This is a genomic window from Pirellulaceae bacterium (assembly GCA_029243025.1).
Classification (GTDB): Bacteria; Planctomycetota; Planctomycetia; order Pirellulales; family Pirellulaceae.
The window spans coordinates 19,837-35,190 of the sequence record JAQWSU010000009.1 but is presented as its reverse complement, the minus strand read 5'-3'; the positions used below and the strand labels follow the sequence as shown (position 1 = coordinate 35,190).

Below are 15,354 nucleotides of genomic sequence, written 5' to 3'. Positions count from 1 at the left end.
AGTGTTAGGATATCCGAATTGTCAACTTATCGGTCGCTGCAATCACCGACTCACAAAGGAGCCCGAGCAGCATGTCGTCAGCGTTAGTAAGGATTGGTTTACTGGGCCTTGGTCGTGCCGGCAACTTTCATTTACAGAGTCTCCGAGCGATTGAAACAACGCGGTTAGTATCGGTTTATGACATCGATCAAAACAGGGCCCAAAAAGTAGCCGCTCGGTTCGGGTGTGATGCGGCTGATTCCCCCAACAAATTGATTGAACGAACCGACGTCGATGCAGTCATAGTTGCAACACCCACGGACTCACACTATCCGTATGTTCAACAATGTCTCAACCAATGCAAACCCGTATTAACCGAGAAGCCACTTGGGCGAGAACTGGCACAAATCGACGACTGTTTTCGTTTGGCAGAATCCAACGACACCCCGTTGTTTGTCGCCTTTCAACGGCGATTCGACCCATCCTTTGCCTCGCTTGTCCAAGCGATAAGAAGCGGGGAACTGGGGCAACTGCACTACGTACGATCCGTTTCCAGAGACAACCCGATACCCTCCCCCGATTACATTCGAACTTCGGGGGGAATATTCCACGATTGTATGGTGCACGATCTTGATATGGTGGTGCACATTATTGGAGAACACCCTGAGCATGTGAGCGCTTTTGGCAGCAGTTTCATTCCAGAAATAGGCAAACTCGATGATTTCGATAATGTGGTTGCCACCCTTGCATTCCCCAACGGTGTCACCGCATCCATCGACATTAACCGGCAAAGCGCGTACGGCTATGATCAGCGAATCGAGGCCTTTGGAGAGCATGGCATGCTACTTGCCGACAACCATCACCCAACCTCGGTGACGCGTGCCTCGCAGCGAGGATTCGCGCGACCTCAAGCTGAGTTTTCCTTTCCTACTCGTTATCGCGACGCCTATCGAATTGAGCTTGAACAATTCGCTCAATGTGCCCTTGGTGAATGCGAGGTGCCCATTACGCATACCGATGTTCGCACTAACCATCTGTTGGCAAATCAGGTCGAACAAGCCGCACGAGAAAAACGAGTGATCGCCGTGAAACTGTAGAGGTCCGTTAGCTCTGATAGCGCCCGATCTAAGACTGTCTCTTGAATCTGACGGCGGCACGACGTACCTACGAGGTTTCATGGGAGACGGCTTAGCAAGCAGTTTGCTGATTGATCAATGTGCTCGAGCAGCTCCTCTAAATCCTGTTTGGTTGTCAACGGATTGGCAAGGGTTGTCCGCAACCAGACCTCGTCCTGCAGCGTGGTCTGCACGATAAAAAAGCGACCTTGCTGGGTGACTGACTCGCGAATTTTCTCATTGAGACGAGATAAGTCACTCGAGGGAACATCCGCTACGTATCGAAAACAAACAATATTGGCCTCGGGCTGCACGGCGATTTCGAAACTCGCGTGCTGCTCGATTAGGCGCGCAAACTGCCTTGTCAGATCAACAAGTCGTGTAACGTTCTCATCGAGAATTTCAACGCCATGTGCTTTAAGCAGGCTATAGATTTTCAATCCCATCATTGACTTGGTGCACTCAAATGTTCGCTTCGCGAGACTAAACCATTCCGCTTCGTCGCGACCTGCATTTTGTGACCAGAGATAATCTGCCGTTTGACGAAAGGTGTCAAAACTATTCGACTCTTCCCGAAATATCAATGCACTGAGCAATGCAGGTGTTAACAACATCTTGTGAAAATCCAGCGTCACGGAATCTGCCAATTCAATCCCAGCCAGCTTATCACAGTATTTTTCGGAGAAAGCCATCGCGGCGCCGTGCGCGCCATCAACATGAAACCATAGCCGATGACGTTGGCAGTATGCGCCGATCGCAGCAAGGTCATCGAACGAACCTGTCGAGGTCGTACAAGCGTTGCCCACTATCGCCATCACCTCGTATCCTCTGCCCGCCGCCTCTTGATGAAGTCGTTCCAACTGATCGACTTCCATCTGATATTTTGCATTACTGGGAACCTGCACGATCCCCTCTTCGCCCAACCCCATGATCGTTGCAGCTCGCAACACGCAATGATGCGCCTCAGCAGAAACCATCACCGCCAAGGAAGAATCATCTCCACCGTCTTGCAACCGACTTTGCCTAGCCGCCAGCAAGCCGGTCAGATTCGCTAGAGATCCACCGGAAGTGAGAAAGCCGCCCGCAGTCGTCGGAAATCCGAGTTGCCGAGCGGTCAGCTTGACAACGACATGTTCGATTGCGGTACCCGCCATACCCATCTCGTAAACCCCCATCCCATTGTTGAGCAAATCAACGAGTAATCCAGCGAGTGCCGATACAGGCAGGGCAGGACTAATCTGATGACCCACATAGCGAGGGTGGTGTAAATGAATGGATTGCTGAATCACTTGTTCGAAAAGATCCATTACGTCATCCGAGCGATCGAGGTTTTCCCAGCACGCCAGACTTTCTGCGGGATCTTGCCACGAAATCACACGATTTTCGTTGGCTTGCTGAGTCACCTGTAAATGATCTGCTAATCGATCGACCAGTCGATGGCCCAGCTCACGAAAGGCGGTGGAATCAAAGGCCTGCTCCAAGGACGACATAAATCTCTCCAAGTCAGTTTACCGATTGCATCTATTTTCTGTTGCGCGTAGCGGAAATCCGAGCAACAGCGCACAATAGTCTCTAATCATTCACCCCGAATAAGACAAATCTATTGTCTGCAGACCGTTCTTTACAAGTCGTGACCGATTCGTCGAGCAATTTTGCAGCCGACATCAAAGGCTCGGTGATCCGTTTCCGACAGAAAGCACCGTTCATGACAAATTTCTTACCAGCTCTCACCTCCAATCCGGCGTCGGAGTCCCTCGAGGCTCGCGCGATCGAAGAAACAAAGATTTTCTGGATCATGATCATCGCGTTCGTGGTCAGTATGATCTCAACCTCAGAACTCTTGGGTGAGGTCTGGTTGCCGTCAACTTTTCCGATCGCGAGTCTCCCCAAGGCCCAGTCAGTTCCATGGCCCATCGGCGCCCAGCGCGTGGTAACCATAGATGATTGGCTACAAATCAAGGCGGACACGCGGCCAGCAGCGAATCAATTAGTAATCCCACGCCTGTTCCATGTCGTCCGAACCGTTTTGGTGGGTCGAGCCAATGCTCCCGAATCATGGGAATACACCGATATACAACCGGAGCTAACGGAATGGCGAATTCCGATCCCCAAGAATCTGCAACAAGCCGAATCCATTCAAGTTTGGCTGCAATTCGGTTCCCCGTTCAACGGACGAACAGGCCCCAAGGTGATTCAACCCGCAACAAATGGTTCGATCGTATTTCCGGCAAGAGAGGCGACGACCTCCGGCAGCAAGCTACGATTCGAGCCTCAAACTTTTAAAGATACGGTTGGGTATTGGGCAGAGATAACAGATTCGGCAAGTTGGAATTTTTCGACACCACGGGCAGGCATCTACCGATTGGAAGTGCTGCAGGGGTGCGGTGCCGGCATGGGTGGCAGTCGGGTAGTCTGCGAAATCGGCGACCAGGCATTGGAATTTGACGTCATCGAAACGGGACATTTCCAGAGATTCATTTGGCGACGCGTTGGAAACGGAACCATCAAACTGCCAGCCGCAAATAATCTTCGCTTCCATTTAAAAGCCATTCACAAGCCCCACGGAGCGGTCGGTGATTTTCGACAACTGCGACTCATCCCAGTCCAAACGGTTAAGACCAACGGAGATATCCGAGCCGTACCGGAGGATTTAGTCGTCCCCGCTTTGGTCGACCGGGCTCCAAATCCAGGAAGACGCGTCCGCTTATCCTGTAAATCGTTCCCGCATCCACAGCTGTTTGCCTCCCTGTATTTGCCAACGAATTGGCGAAAGGGGCAAAGCTACCCCGTGATCGTCGAGATGCCAGGAAATGGCGGCTATCAAAATCAGTTTGGTGATCGGTGTACGGGAAAGGTAGAGGACGCCAGTCTGGGATACGGCCTCACAGGGGGGCAGGATGCAATTTGGCTGGTGGTTCCGTTTCTGGACGCAGCGGGGGAAAACATTGCTCAAACTTGGTGGGGAACCCCACCGTCCTTTGGCACTGAAACGTCCCTTCAATTTCTTGAAGAAGCCATTGATCAAGTCGTACAAAGTTGGGGCGGAGACGCTGATCGCATCGTTTTGACCGGCTTTTCCAGGGGTTCCATCGCCTGCAACTATTTGGGGCTCGCGAATGACCAAATCGCGTCTCGATGGCGCGCTTTCATCTGTTACAGTCACTACGATGGTGTGAAATCATCCTGGCCTTATCCGGGCAGCGACCGGACATCTGCACGCATTCGCCTCAATCGACTAGGAAATCGACACCAATTTGTCTGTACGGAATCTGGGGCCACGCAGCAACAGCTTCGAGACTACTTCGATTCGGTACCCAACTCAAACCGATTTATCGTGCAATCAACAGGCTTTAGAAATCACAATGATCAGTGGGTGTTGCGTCCTAGTTCGGCACGGCGTGACCTACGGCAATGGTTGAACAAACAGCTCAATTGAAAAGTATCCAGCACGGTCCTTTGGCGTTTTCCAAGAAGCAATGTTCTGTGATGGACGGAGAAAAAGGCTTTCATCGCTTTCGAGGCCAATACGCAAGACGGCATTCGACGCAAATCGCATTTTCCTGCCAGCTCCAACAGCCTGTGCTCTCCCTGAGACTGACTAATCCATGTCGGAATACCAAGTCCTTACCGTTCTGGCGGCATTTGCTTTCTTTTATAGCCTGCTTGCATCGCGTTTGGAAAAGACCCCCGTCAATGGCCCGGTGATCTATTTGTTCGTGGGTCTGGCTTTTGGCTCATACGGCCTACAGCTTGTCGAACTAAATATTAATGGAGAAGGAATCCGAAGATTGGCCGAGTTCACTTTGGCACTGGTCCTTTTTTCGGATTCGGCCAATGCGGATTTAGCCGTCCTAAAACGGATTGAGAGAATTCCGACCCGGCTGCTCCTGATCGGTTTACCGTTGACGATCGTGGCTGGGTTCGGCACTGGCTATCTGATCTTTGACGAACTAACGATCTTCGAGTTGGCCTTGCTGGCAACGATGCTGGCCCCCACAGATGCAGCCCTCGGACAGGCTGTCGTTACCAACAAAGCAGTCCCAGACTCGGTACGTGCAAGTCTAAATGTAGAAAGCGGCCTGAACGATGGCATTTGTGTCCCCGTTTTGCTATTTTTTTTGGCCTGTGCCTCCGGATCCGTGGACGGTGCTCCCTTATCGCTGATCATCCGGCTGACCCTGGAAGCAATCGGAATTGGCACCGTGGTTGGTGTCGCGCTGGCAATGGTTGGCAGTTTTTCGCTGCAACGAGCTTACGCCGCTAATTGGCTCAGCGGCGCCTGGGTTCAAATCCCCGTCGTCGCCATGGCAATGTGTTGCTTCGGCCTGTCTCAGTGGCTGGGGGGTAGCGGTTTCATCAGTTCGTTCGTTGGCGGACTCGTCTTCGGTAGACTCACCCAAAAACACCAGGTCAAGGCAGAAGTGCTAAACGGAGCTGAGGGAGCTGGCAGCGTGATGTCGATGCTCACTTGGTTCGCGTTCGGCGCTGTTGTGTTTGGGCAAGCACTCCAACAGATCAGTTGGCAAACGATTCTCTACGCAATTTTGAGTCTGACCATTGTGCGAATCCTACCCGTTCTACTTTGCCTGTCGGGCGTAGCAATGCGTTGGGATACCAAGCTATTCGTGGGCTGGTTCGGCCCACGAGGTTTAGCCAGCATCGTATTCATTGTGCTTGTGATCGGCCAAGAACTCCCCGGGGCAACCAGACTGACTGACGTCGTCACTTGGACGGTCGCGTTGAGCATTGTTGCACACGGTCTGTCAGCCTTGCCATTCACCAAGCTCTACGTCAAGCGACTCGCTGCTCGAAACAACGTGCTGTGATGAGCCGCAACTTGACAGTCCCCCTCAGCAGTAAATCACGACATTTCAGCTTGGCATCACTTTTTATCAGCACTGCTCTTCTTATCCGACGACTCCTTGCCGTTCGACTCAAACTTCAACGCAACGGAGTTTATACAGTACCGAAGTCCTGTCGGACGAGGGCCATCCGAGAAGACGTGACCAAGATGCGCATCACATCGTCGACAGACCACTTCCGTTCGGACTGAAAAGAAACCGCGGTCAAGCCGTTCCTCAACCTGTTTCTTTTCGATCGGAGCGTAAAAACTGGGCCACCCTGTACCTGATTTGAATTTGGTCTGCGAAGCAAACAAAGGCTCGTCACAACACACACACAGGTAACTGCCATCTGCTTTATTGTTCCAGTACTTTCCACTGAAAGCGCGCTCCGTTCCCGCCTTTCGTGTCACTTTGTACTGCATCCGAGTCAGCTGCTTTCGCCACTGCGCATCTGTTTTGACAATCTTCTTGGGTTCCTTGGTTTCCACCGTGCCCGATTCGCCTCGAACCGCGGACACTGTTGCCAAGCAAGCGAATAAACCGAAGAGACACATTGGTGATTTTCGTTTTCGTAACATTCAGATCCTCCAAGCTTGACGCCGAAACGGAATGATTCAAGATCGCTAGGCCGCTTTCGTCCCCTTTCCCGTTGATTCTTGTTACTGTTTTAATTCAAGGTGTTCGCGAAAAACTCGTTTAAATTTCTTGAGTTTGGGGCGAATATGAAACTGGCAGTAGGGCTGTCGACCGTTGTTTTCAAAGTAGTCTTGGTGATAGGCTTGGGCCGGATAGAACGCTTGAAATTTCGTCACCTCAGTCACGATTGGCTTACGGAATGCTTTCGACTTATTCAACTCTGCCTTGAATCGTTCAGCCGCTTCGCGCTGGCGATCATCATGGTAAAACACGGCAGACCGGTACTGCGTTCCTACATCCGGTCCCTGTCGATTCAGCGTCGTCGGATCGTGCGACAACCAAAATGCTTCTAGCAAACGCGCGAAAGAAATCTCATCTGGATCGTACTCAATCTGGACAACTTCGGCATGCCCGGTCCTCCCGGTGAGAACTTGCTTGTAGGTTGGATTCGGGACGACGCCGCCCGAAAACCCAGATGTAACCGTCTTGACTCCTTTTAACTGTTCAAAGATCGCTTCGGTGCACCAATAGCAACCGTTCCCGAAAGTCGCAACGGCCAGTTTTCCCGGGTCACGATTCGTTTTATCATCTCCATCGATTCCACTTCGCTCGAGATCTCTGAATGTCGATTCTAGCTGATTGGTCGTGTTGCGATGCACGCCGCTTTGGGCACGGACCGACAACACCAAACATGCAATTATCAGAAAGCAGCTAAAGGGCAAGATCATCCGTTGCAGTGGCATGGCTAACATTCTCCCAATGGGGGACCGATCTTTTCTGTTTTCTGATCTTTCGTTGACTGTCCGAAATATAGGTTTTTTGTCAACCTTTTGGGACTCTTTAGTTTAGGCAACTCACCTGGGAATGAGAACCAAAACCTTTCCTCGACAGTCATCCCAAATTACGCGGATCGCAGAATCCCTTATCAACTCTGCCTCCGTCTCGACTTTGAGTTAGGGGTTTTCGATCGGAGAAAAACAAAAAACGTGACTTCGTGCAAATAACAATCACCCTCTAATCATGTAACGAGCTTGGTATACTCTTCAGCCTATCAGGTGAGTAACTTTTAGGGAAATTCGTTCGAAGGCGCAATCCTTTTACAAACACCCGGGGAGAGTCGAATGCACCAAAAATTATTCGTTGCGTTCATTATGTGGTTTAGTTTTTCCGCAACGATTGCATTTGCACAAAACGTCACGAACTATGCCACAATGCCAAACTCACTGCTTTTTTTATTGCGTGAACCGGCGGTCCACCGCGATCTGAAACTTAGCGACCTCCAGCTCAAAAAACTAAGAAATTTGAATGAAAAGCTCGACGGGAGCCTATTGGCGTCGAGAAACAAGGCAGCTGAGACGGCTCAAGCCTCGGTGCGAAGAGCTATCGCCCAAACGGATCAGGCCTTGGAAAATCTGTTTACAAAAGATCAACTAAATCGACTCCGGCAAATCAAATATCGAGTGCGAGGGATTCCCTTTGTTCTTACTGACGAGGCGGCCAAAGCATTAGAGCTTACAGCGAATCAGAAAGAAGAGATCCAGGGACTCATCAATGAATCGCAACAAGCAGTACGTCAAATTCAAAAGCAAATGACAGAAGGCAAGCAAACTCTTACTACTGCAAACCAAGCTGCGGCAAAAGCCCAGACCGAATTGCAGCGACAGATTCTGTCAGCAATCGACGACAAACAGAAAGAAACCCTGGTAGCGCTTGTAGGTCGCAGTTTCGACATACGGCAACTTGGCAAGGTTGCCTTTCGAGCACCCCATCTGTCTGAGGACGGTGTTTGGATCAATTCCCCCCCACTGGAGCTCTCCGAGCTTCGCGGAAAAGTGGTGGCGTTGCATTTCTGGGCCTTCGGCTGAATCAATTGCATTCGCAACTACCCTTGGTACAAGGGTTGGGACAAAACTTATGGAGATCAGGGATTGGTCGTCTTGGGAGTTCATACTCCTGAGACCTCCAGTGAAAGCGAAATCAGACGAGTTCGAGCCAAAGTGGAAGAAGCGGCGTTTCGCTTTCCAATTGTCGTCGACAATGAAAAGCAAATCTGGAATGAATGGGGAAATTCGATTTGGCCCAGCGTCTATTTAATCGACAAGCAAGGTCGTATCCGTTACTGGTGGTATGGCGAACTCGATTGGCAAGGAGCAGGCGGACAAGAAATCATGGCGAAGCACCTTGAAGAACTGCTGGCAGAAGGAAATGCTTCGCAGGAACTCGATTCGGAGTGATGGATCGGGCAAGAAGTGGCATCAAATGAATTGCCGTCATGGCAAACGTTTGTTTCGACCATTCACGCATCGTGTTGGCAACACGTCCATGACGTCGCTACCCTTGGAGACGCAATCAGATTAACTTGCCAGTTTTAGCTGAGAGGACTGTAATTCATGAGAAGCTTGAGCCACCGACAACCCCGCGCTATTCGAATCCTGGTTTTTTTGTTATCGATTTCGACATTCCTTATGACAGGAATGTCGCAGGACGCAATTCGGCCTGGTGCGGCCAACGTTCCACAACCGTCACCGAGTGAGCGTCACACGCAGAAAGTTGCTGCGGTGAAGAGTGGCGACTACGACGTAGCGTTGATTGGTGATTCTATCACTCATACGGTGGGTGACTTCGGTGGTAAATATGCACCGATGAAAGCCGTGTGGAAAAAACATTTTGCGCCGCTCAAGGCAATAAATCTTGGCTATAGCGGTTACCGAACTGAGCAGATTCTTTGGAATCTTCAAAATGGGGAGTTAGACTTTAAGCAATCTCCCAAGGTCGCCGTCTTGTTGATCGGCACAAACAACAGCGATGACCGACATTTCAAGACCGTCCACACCGCCAAAGAGATTTTCGCCGGTACGAAGGCCATTGTCGAACTCATTCAACAGAAACATCCAACGACTAAGATTCTCATCCTGCGAATTTTCCCACGCGGCGGCGACAACGAGCAGGGTATCAGTCCGCCGATCTTTCATTCTTCGGCTCAGTGCATCGAAACGTGTCGTCGCGCCGGCGAATTGACGAAGCAACTCGCAGACAACCGACAAGTCTTCTGGCTCGACATTAATCAGATTTTTCTGCGATCGGATGGCACCCTCAACACCAATCTAATGTGGGACTTGCTACACCCTAGTCCGGCTGGTGCCGACGCCTGGGCGAATGCAATTAAACCGATGCTCAAGCAACTGCTGGCCGATCCGGCTAAGCAATCCGATTCCTGATCAGCTATTGCGGCTTCGCTACGCTACGGATCAGCCAAGCCGCGATGCAAGATGGCGAATTAAGAGCGTGCGAACCCTCATTTCACTGAGCTATTCCGCAGCAAGCGATGACTCCAGGCTGTCGTTGCAAGTCGCAATCCGGCGTCCCCTTTCGAGACGTTGAGCCTTTGCAATGCATGGCGCAGTTCGCGTGTTTGCCAACCGTTAAAAGAGCTCAGCGATCGGACGTCCCTCTCGCAACAGCATGATCGGGCGACCGACATTCGTTTGAAACTCGCGATCAGAAGAAATTCCAATGTTTTGATAAAACGACGCGGCAAGATCATCGGGCGAAAATCCGACCGACTTAGGTTCCGCCGCAGTGTCGTCCGTTTCACCAATCGCTCGACCGCCTCGAACATCACCGCCAGCCATCACCGCACACATGGCTCTCGCCCAATGGTCACGGCCTCCGGCAGGATTGATTTTCGGCGTGCGACCAAACTCACCACAGGCAAGAATGGCCGTCGTGCTCAACATGCCTCGTTCCTCAAGGCGATCAAGCAGCGCGGCCAAGCCGCGATCAAACGGTGGCAAAAGACGTTGCAGCCTGGGGAAATTATCCGAATGCGTATCAAAATCAAAATCAGCGGGTCGCAATCGGACCGTAACAAAATGCACGCCCGCTTCAATTAGTCGCGCGGCAAGCAACATCGATTGGCCAAACTCATGTTTTCCAAACCGGTCACTCTCCGTCGTTTTTTCTTGAGACAAATCAAAGGCGGCGCGTGTCTGAGGTGAGCTGATAATGTCATAAGCCTGCTCCGTAAAGCGATCCATCCCACGTACCTGATCGTCTAAATCTTCAAAACCTCGAAACGTCAGATCAAGATCCTCAAGGAGTTGTTTCTGCGATCGATATTTCGCCACAGAGAGCCCTTCCTCCAGAGAAACTCCCCGCACCTTGTAGGCGATGCCGTGACGAGGTTTCTCTGCAGTCAGAGCGCTGTATTGAGCACCAAGATACCCCGGTCCGACAAACGACTCATCAATTGAAACATAGGTAGGCAAATTGGGTGCCGACGGATGCTCGTGACTAACGACGCTACCGTATTCCGGATAACTGACGGTTTGCGATGGTTTATTTCCCGTCAACAAATATTTTTTCGCGAGTCCATGATCTGCAACGCTGTGAGTGACCCCACGAATCACCGCAAACCGATTTGCCCGCTCCGCCAATCGGGGCATCTGTTCGCAAATCTGCACACCCGGCACATTGGTAGCGATCGGTTGAAACGCACCGCGAATATCAACCGGCGCGTTAGGCTTCATATCGAAGGTGTCCTGATGAGACGGCGCGCCTTCCATGAAAATAAAGATGGCAGAACGTTTTTCTTTCGGCGTTTGCTCGGCCGCCTGAATTCGCAACCATTGCGATAGTGTCAAACCGGTACCAAGCATACCGATCTTGAGCAACTCTCGACGATTGATTCGATTCCGCATCTTGGTTTCACTCTTTCCATTAACATGGATTCAATGATTCAAAAGAAATTCTTTCGTGTTAATCAATGCCCACATCAGATCGCTGATCCCTTCACTGACGGTCATGACGGAATCGATATGTCGTAAGGAACGGTCGAATTCCGCAGGGCTCGGCGGTCGATTTACGGTCCGCAACCACGCTTGTTCAACGAAATCATTCTTTTCAATCGATATTTGCTTCTGCTCGTCATCTTCGATTTGGATAATCCATTCACTGTCAGCAATCCGCATGCGAACGAGTGGATCATTTTGAAGAAAAATTGACTGAAGCAAATTCGGTGCATTGACTCGTTCACAATCACAATTGAGCGATCGATCGGGTTTCCCAAACACCTTCATCGCATGGGTTCCAGCCATCCGCATGGAAAGATGTCCTGAGGCACGGCGCCGCAAATCAATTCTGACTTGAGCTTGTTTTTCGTCGGAAGCCGTCGCCTGCTTAATCGCATCGTAAACCACTTCCGCCGGTATTCGGCGAGGAACGGCTCGACTGTAATTTCGTCGATCGTTTCGATTTGTCTCGTTGGGTTTCCAGCTTCGTTGATAGGTACGACTATTGGCAATCGTGCGATGCAACCACTTCATATCAAAACCATTTTCGATAAATTGCGCAGTCAGCCAATCCAGTAGCGCAGGATTGCTGGCTGGGTTCGCCGGTGTAAATTGATCCGGAGGATCGACAATCCCCCGGTTGAAATAGCCTGCCCAGACTCGATTGACAAACGCGCGCGCGAACCAGGGATTAGCTGGATCTCGAAGCCAGTCCATGATGGGTTTGCGGGGATCGTCACCTGCCTGGAGCATCACCTTATGACTTCGCAACAAACGCAAGGATCGATCATTGTCGACGACTGCCGTCCGGCGACCGGCCGTGAGGGGATCAAAAAACCGAGCGAACTCATTAAAATCGGTTTGGGTCCAGCGATCGAATGGATGCTTATGGCACTCGGCACACTGCAATTGAATACCGAGAAATGCATGTGCCACCGACATCGCGGTATCCTTGGGCTCCTTGAGACTCTGGCGAGTCCAAAAATACGGCATCCCCTCGCCTGTTTCTGCCAATTGCGCCAACATGATCCCTGCGACGAGATCATCATAGGGCTGATTGCGACCAATCCGATCAAAGATCCAGTCATACCATTCGGAGGCTTTCACATAGCCAGTTTCGGTGGCCGTTTCCAGCAGACTTTGAATCGAGGCAGGATTACAACCAGTAAAGTCGCACAGCTTGTTAGCCCACCAAGCCGCATAGGCGGGGCGTTTGAGCAATTCGTTGATCTTCTGAGATCGTTTGTCTTTGGTCGAGTCCGACAGAAACTCCAGAACCTCGTCCGGCGCCGGCAGCGTACCCGTCATGTCGATGCTGACGCGTCGCAGAAATTCAGCATCGCTACAGAGCTGCGATGGTCGAAGGCCAAGCTTGCCAAGCTTTTCGTTGACCAAACGATCGATAGGTAGGATCACCGATTGGCCGGAAGGATTGTCTGTTTGTTCCAAAGTCGCATTCAACAAGGGGTGATGTTGAAACGGCTGTAAGACAGGAATTGCAACAACGCCGTTGTCATAAAACGCGATGACATGCGTATCGCCCTGCCCCACCGCAGTCGCTAATCCACTTGGGTCCACACTTACCACCGCATCATCGTTGGTCTGAAAGCGAGTCAAACAGGTGACATCCTCGCGTTCACCGCTCTCCCACTCGGCCACGATTCGAATTTGGGACTGATCGCCTGTTTGCTGAAAAACAATCTCTGCAGGCTCACAGTACAGCGAGACCAGTGTTTGACTCGTTTCGACAGGCGCTGATCCATAGCGATCTGACCAAGGAACTCCCATGCGAATCCATTGTTCAAGATCCGCAATTTCCCCTGGTTTCAGCTTACCGCTGGGCGGCATTTTGAGATCGTCGTTGCTGTAGTTTACCGCCTGCATCAAGAGACTTTGCTGAGGATCGTCCGGCACAACGGCGACTCCCGATTTCCCGCCTTGCAGCAACGTCTCTCGCGAGATGGCTTGAAATCCTGCCTTTGGATCGCCGTGACCGTGACATTCAAAGCAATGACTTTCGAATAGCGGCTGAATTTTTTCTTCAAAGAAGGCAACCTGTTTATCGGAAAACTGTTTTTCGGAAGGCCGAACGTTTTCGGCCGTTGCTCGTTCAGCACCTGCCCCACCCGACTGGATCCACCGCAAGAGCAAGTGGTGTTCCCACGAATCAACTTTAAGTCGCTTGCCTCCGCCATGATCGATCTGCTCGGTGGGCTTGAGCACGAGCAAGCTTTCTTCTGGTCGACTTAAGTTCAGGCGATTGCCGAGCTCTGAGGACGCTTCCGCCCGCAGTGCTGCGTGATCGGCTTGGAAATCGAATCCAAACAAGGAAAGACGCAAACCTCCTTGGCCCTGAAACGAGCCGTGACATTTCGCCCCATTGCAACCAAGTCGCCCCAGCAACGGTATGACATGCTTTTGAAAATCTGGCACGGAAACCGTGTAACGATTTCCAAAACGCTGATCAGCCGATGGAAGGTGATCTTGAGCGGTGACAACATCGAAGCTGTTGAACATCAAACTGGCAATGATGATTCCAGACCATTTCATGACATTCTTTCCGACAACGATGTTCGGCTAGTCGTTTTGAGCTCAAGTCGCGAGGGATGTAGAAGCGATAGGCGAGCGAAACTTCATTCAACTTTTTCCAAAACGTCCAGCACGTTCATTTCATCATTTGGATCGGTGTGGCTGACTTCCACCTGAATCGAGTCACCCACATGCAGTCCGTCATACACATCTTTATGAGTATACAAGCCGACAATCCGAACCCGCTTACCCTTCCCAGACATGACGTCAACAGCCTTGCTCTCTGGTGCGACGCGCTCTACCTGCTCAACCTTCATTAAGATTTCATATCCGTTGGTCTCTACAATTTCCCCACGGAGCAGTCCTCGAAAACCGCGGAAATCCTTCGGAGGAACGCCGTAGTCGGCTGGTTCAAAAGGTGGCATCTCTTCAAGGACTTGGAACTTCTGAGCAACCGGGAGCGTTTTCGATTCTGGATAGTATTTCCCCACGCGAACATTCAGCGTTTTTCCTGGTTTGATTTGCAGTAACTTGTCAAGTAAGGGGCCAGAAACGCCGGTGATCTGCACCGTCTCCCCCACGATCTCCCCTTTGATCCATCGGTTACCATACATCGAAGAAACGTGTTCGACGTCCAACTTGAACTCCCCCAGTTCAATATCTTTGGTCTTCAGTCGTCCCACCAGAACCGCGTAGAAGTTGGCAACTCCACCCTCCTTCTGAATACGCCGATTTCCAGTTTTGTTCATCCGTTTGCCAGCTTTGTCCTTTCCATTGGCTTGCCCACGATTGGCCTTTAACCAAGCAATGACCTGTTCCTTGGTGGCCCTTCCACTCTCGACTTTCGCCTTCGCGCCGGGATCGGCCTGCAGAAATTGTTCGTAAGCCGCATCCCAATCCGTTTCTTTTTTTGCGAGTCGGGAATCAGTCATCGTCTTACGAAGTTCTTCCGCCTGTTTTTTTGTAAGTCTTCCCGCATCTACCAATTCGCGCAGCTTGTTTTCAAATTGTTCCAGACGAACGTCTTTTCGATCCGCCTTTTGCTTTCCTTCCCCTTTGGCTTGTTGCTTCATCCACTCAATCACATCCGCTTTCGTCGCATCTCCCCGCTCGATCTTTTCACGAACCCCAGGATCTTGCTGAAGCAGTTTTTGATAGGCAGCATCCCAATCTTGAATGGGCTGCTGCGTCTCATTCGTCGCGGTTCGCTTGCCAGTGTCATCCGTTGATTTTGGGCGTTGCTTAAGCCACTGAATCACCTGTTCCTTGCTCGCACCTTTCGCTTCAATCTTCTTTCGTGCCTTCGGATCTTTCAACAGTTGTTCGTAAACGGCATTCCAATCAATCGTCGGATCTTTTTCCTGAGCGAACGTGGGCAAACAGCAATGGAGACTAAGAAGGAAGATTAAAACAGGCGCAGATTTCATGATTTTTCTCGAATTGAATGAAGACATTTTTCGC

At 51.0% G+C, this 15,354-nt stretch carries 12 protein-coding genes; 6 read left to right on the top strand and 6 right to left on the bottom strand.

Annotation, left to right across the window (positions count from 1 at the left end; genetic code table 11):
* Positions 1-71: 71 nt before the first annotated feature.
* Complete coding sequence (locus P8N76_04275) at positions 72-1,076, top strand: Gfo/Idh/MocA family oxidoreductase (protein MDG2380866.1); 1,005 nt, start codon at positions 72-74, stop codon at positions 1,074-1,076.
* 77 nt (positions 1,077-1,153) lie between these two features.
* Here the strand turns inward: P8N76_04275 and P8N76_04270 are convergent, their stop codons facing one another.
* A complete protein-coding gene (locus P8N76_04270) occupies positions 1,154-2,584 on the bottom strand; it encodes a pyridoxal-dependent decarboxylase (GenBank protein MDG2380865.1) in 1,431 nt (476 codons plus the stop codon).
* A gap of 215 nt (positions 2,585-2,799) precedes the next feature.
* Between P8N76_04270 and P8N76_04265 the strand changes: the two genes are divergently transcribed.
* Entirely contained in the window at positions 2,800-4,530 is a 1,731-nt protein-coding gene (locus P8N76_04265; GenBank protein MDG2380864.1) for a hypothetical protein, read from the top strand.
* A gap of 169 nt (positions 4,531-4,699) precedes the next feature.
* Positions 4,700-5,920: a cation:proton antiporter gene (locus P8N76_04260; GenBank protein MDG2380863.1), complete on the top strand. Its 1,221-nt coding sequence runs from the start codon at positions 4,700-4,702 to the stop codon at positions 5,918-5,920.
* A gap of 56 nt (positions 5,921-5,976) precedes the next feature.
* On the opposite strand, the gene msrB is transcribed toward P8N76_04260, so the two are convergent.
* Positions 5,977-6,516 carry a peptide-methionine (R)-S-oxide reductase MsrB gene (gene msrB / locus P8N76_04255; protein ID MDG2380862.1) on the bottom strand — a complete coding sequence of 180 codons (540 nt, stop codon included), beginning with the start codon at positions 6,514-6,516 and terminating at the stop codon, positions 5,977-5,979.
* Positions 6,517-6,597: 81 nt separating this feature from the next.
* Positions 6,598-7,317 carry a peptide-methionine (S)-S-oxide reductase MsrA gene (gene msrA / locus P8N76_04250; protein MDG2380861.1) on the bottom strand — a complete coding sequence of 240 codons (720 nt, stop codon included), beginning with the start codon at positions 7,315-7,317 and terminating at the stop codon, positions 6,598-6,600.
* A 378-nt stretch (positions 7,318-7,695) separates the two neighbouring features.
* Between msrA and P8N76_04245 the strand changes: the two genes are divergently transcribed.
* The 3 genes from P8N76_04245 (at position 7,696) to P8N76_04235 (ending at position 9,792) form a co-directional block, all read left to right on the top strand.
* Positions 7,696-8,439: a hypothetical protein gene (locus P8N76_04245; protein MDG2380860.1), complete on the top strand. Its 744-nt coding sequence runs from the start codon at positions 7,696-7,698 to the stop codon at positions 8,437-8,439.
* 9 nt (positions 8,440-8,448) lie between these two features.
* Positions 8,449-8,808, top strand: a complete 360-nt coding sequence (locus P8N76_04240) for a redoxin domain-containing protein (protein ID MDG2380859.1) — start codon at positions 8,449-8,451, stop codon at positions 8,806-8,808.
* Positions 8,809-8,964: 156 nt separating this feature from the next.
* Positions 8,965-9,792: a GDSL-type esterase/lipase family protein gene (locus P8N76_04235; GenBank protein MDG2380858.1), complete on the top strand. Its 828-nt coding sequence runs from the start codon at positions 8,965-8,967 to the stop codon at positions 9,790-9,792.
* 204 nt (positions 9,793-9,996) lie between these two features.
* On the opposite strand, the gene P8N76_04230 is transcribed toward P8N76_04235, so the two are convergent.
* The 3 genes from P8N76_04230 to P8N76_04220 form a co-directional block, all read right to left on the bottom strand.
* Complete coding sequence (locus P8N76_04230) at positions 9,997-11,274, bottom strand: DUF1501 domain-containing protein (protein ID MDG2380857.1); 1,278 nt, start codon at positions 11,272-11,274, stop codon at positions 9,997-9,999.
* Between the two features lie 30 nt (positions 11,275-11,304).
* Positions 11,305-13,914, bottom strand: a complete 2,610-nt coding sequence (locus P8N76_04225; protein ID MDG2380856.1) for a PSD1 and planctomycete cytochrome C domain-containing protein — start codon at positions 13,912-13,914, stop codon at positions 11,305-11,307.
* 83 nt (positions 13,915-13,997) lie between these two features.
* Positions 13,998-15,320 carry a hypothetical protein gene (locus P8N76_04220; GenBank protein ID MDG2380855.1) on the bottom strand — a complete coding sequence of 441 codons (1,323 nt, stop codon included), beginning with the start codon at positions 15,318-15,320 and terminating at the stop codon, positions 13,998-14,000.
* Positions 15,321-15,354: the final 34 nt, after the last annotated feature.

Excerpts from the sequence above, each read along its gene's own strand:
- P8N76_04265 (MDG2380864.1), top strand. The coding sequence starts at position 2,800 with ATGACAAATTTCTTACCAGCTCTCACCTCCAATCCGGCGTCGGAGTCC.
- P8N76_04245 (MDG2380860.1), top strand. The coding sequence starts at position 7,696 with ATGCACCAAAAATTATTCGTTGCGTTCATTATGTGGTTTAGTTTTTCC.
- msrB (MDG2380862.1), bottom strand. The coding sequence starts at position 6,516 with ATGTTACGAAAACGAAAATCACCAATGTGTCTCTTCGGTTTATTCGCT.
- P8N76_04235 (MDG2380858.1), top strand. The coding sequence starts at position 8,965 with ATGAGAAGCTTGAGCCACCGACAACCCCGCGCTATTCGAATCCTGGTT.
- P8N76_04230 (MDG2380857.1), bottom strand. The coding sequence starts at position 11,274 with ATGCGGAATCGAATCAATCGTCGAGAGTTGCTCAAGATCGGTATGCTT.
- P8N76_04270 (MDG2380865.1), bottom strand. The coding sequence starts at position 2,584 with ATGTCGTCCTTGGAGCAGGCCTTTGATTCCACCGCCTTTCGTGAGCTG.
- msrA (MDG2380861.1), bottom strand. The coding sequence starts at position 7,317 with ATGCCACTGCAACGGATGATCTTGCCCTTTAGCTGCTTTCTGATAATT.
- P8N76_04220 (MDG2380855.1), bottom strand. The coding sequence starts at position 15,320 with ATGAAATCTGCGCCTGTTTTAATCTTCCTTCTTAGTCTCCATTGCTGT.
- P8N76_04260 (MDG2380863.1), top strand. The coding sequence starts at position 4,700 with ATGTCGGAATACCAAGTCCTTACCGTTCTGGCGGCATTTGCTTTCTTT.
- P8N76_04225 (MDG2380856.1), bottom strand. The coding sequence starts at position 13,914 with ATGAAATGGTCTGGAATCATCATTGCCAGTTTGATGTTCAACAGCTTC.
- P8N76_04275 (MDG2380866.1), top strand. The coding sequence starts at position 72 with ATGTCGTCAGCGTTAGTAAGGATTGGTTTACTGGGCCTTGGTCGTGCC.